We start from the raw sequence: 2086 nt of genomic DNA on the forward strand, positions 1-2086 counted from the left end.
GGCGGAGCAGGTACTTCAATGAATATGAACGCAAATGAAGTCATGGCCAATCGTGCTCTTGAATTATTAGGAATGGAAAAGGGAGACTATCATTATATTAGTCCAAATAGTCATGTAAACATGGCGCAATCAACAAACGATGCATTCCCAACGGCGATTCATATCGCAACATTAAACGCATTAGAAGGTTTATTACAAACGATGGGGTATATGCATGATGTATTTGAATTAAAAGCAGAGCAGTTCGATCATGTTATTAAAATGGGTCGTACACATTTACAAGACGCTGTGCCAATTCGTCTTGGACAAGAATTTAAAGCGTATTCCCGCGTACTTGAACGTGATATGAAACGTATCAAGCAATCACGTCAACATCTATATGAAGTAAATATGGGAGCAACTGCAGTTGGTACAGGCTTAAATGCAGATCCAGAATATATTGAAGCAGTTGTAAAACATTTAGCTGCAATCAGTGAATTACCACTTGTTGGTGCAGAAGACTTAGTAGATGCAACGCAAAATACGGATGCATACACAGAAGTATCAGCAGCACTTAAAGTATGTATGATGAATATGTCTAAAATTGCGAATGACCTTCGTCTAATGGCATCAGGTCCGCGTGTTGGTTTAGCAGAAATTATGTTACCAGCTCGTCAACCAGGTTCTTCTATTATGCCAGGGAAAGTAAACCCTGTTATGCCAGAAGTAATTAATCAAATTGCGTTCCAAGTAATTGGTAACGACCATACAATTTGCCTTGCTTCAGAAGCAGGACAATTAGAATTAAACGTTATGGAACCAGTACTTGTTTTCAACTTACTTCAATCTATTAGCATTATGAATAACGGTTTCCGTGCCTTTACAGATAATTGCTTAAAAGGAATTGAAGCGAATGAAGATCGCTTAAAAGAGTATGTTGAGAAGAGTGTAGGAATTATTACAGCCGTGAACCCTCATATCGGTTATGAAGCAGCAGCTCGCGTTGCGAAAGAAGCAATTGCAACAGGTCAATCCGTTCGAGAACTTTGTGTGAAAAACGGTGTACTGTCACAAGAAGACTTAGAGTTAATTCTAGATCCATTCGAAATGACACACCCAGGGATTGCAGGAGCAACTCTTTTAAAGAAAAATTAAAAGAAGAGGGGGGACAATCCCCTCTTTTTTGTTTACAATATAGAAATGCTATATATGAATAGAGGTAGGGATGTTATGAGTAAGTTTACAGTAGCTTCTAATGGTTCATTAGAAACGACATTAAGAGGAGTAGAAGTATTATCAACACCACTTTTAAATAAAGGGGTCGCTTTCACGCAAGAAGAGAGAGAAGAATTAGGTTTAAAAGGGTTATTACCGCCAGCGGTTTTAACATTAGAAGAACAAGCACGCCGAGCGTATGAACAATTTTGTTCTCAGCCGGACGATTTATTAAAGAATGTATACTTAACAGCGTTACATGATCGAAACGAAGTGTTATTTTATCGTATATTAACAAATCATTTACGTGAAATGTTACCAATCGTATATACACCAACTGTTGGTGTAGCGATTCAAAGATATAGTCATGAATATCGTAAACCGCGTGGTGTGTATTTATCAATTAACGATCCGTCGGGTATTGAAGAAGCATTTGCGAATATCGGTGCAACAGCTGAAAACATTGATTTAGTCGTTGTAACAGATGGAGAAGGCATACTTGGAATTGGTGACTGGGGTGTTGGTGGTATAAACATCGCAATCGGGAAATTAGCTGTTTATACGGCCGCAGTTGGTATCGATCCTAGCCGTGTATTACCGGTAATTTTAGATGTGGGTACAAATCGTGAGGAACTATTAAACAATCCATTTTATATTGGAAATCGTCACCCTCGTATAACTGGTGAAGCTTACGATGAATTTATTGATACATTTGTACAAGCAGTGAATAAACAATTCCCGAAAGCACTTTTACATTGGGAAGACTTTAGCTCTCGAAATGCACGAAAAATTTTAGATAAATATCGTCATGATATTTGTACATTTAATGATGATATTCAAGGTACAGGTGCAGTTTCACTTGCTGCTGTGTTATCGGCAGTGAAAGTTTCGG

General features: G+C 38.1%; 1 protein-coding gene and 1 pseudogene. Both read left to right on the forward strand.

Features of this window, described 5'->3' with window-relative positions:
* Positions 1-1134 (forward strand): aspartate ammonia-lyase (locus tag RBB48_RS31545; RefSeq protein WP_306008858.1); only part of this gene is annotated, 1134 nt, incomplete at its 5' end.
* Between the two features lie 75 nt (positions 1135-1209).
* A pseudogene (gene malS, locus RBB48_RS31550) lies at positions 1210-2086 on the forward strand (oxaloacetate-decarboxylating malate dehydrogenase); the annotation flags it as partial.

Source organism: Bacillus sp. MMSF_3353, assembly GCF_030733445.1.
Taxonomy (GTDB): domain Bacteria; phylum Bacillota; class Bacilli; order Bacillales; family Bacillaceae_G; genus Bacillus_A; species Bacillus_A wiedmannii.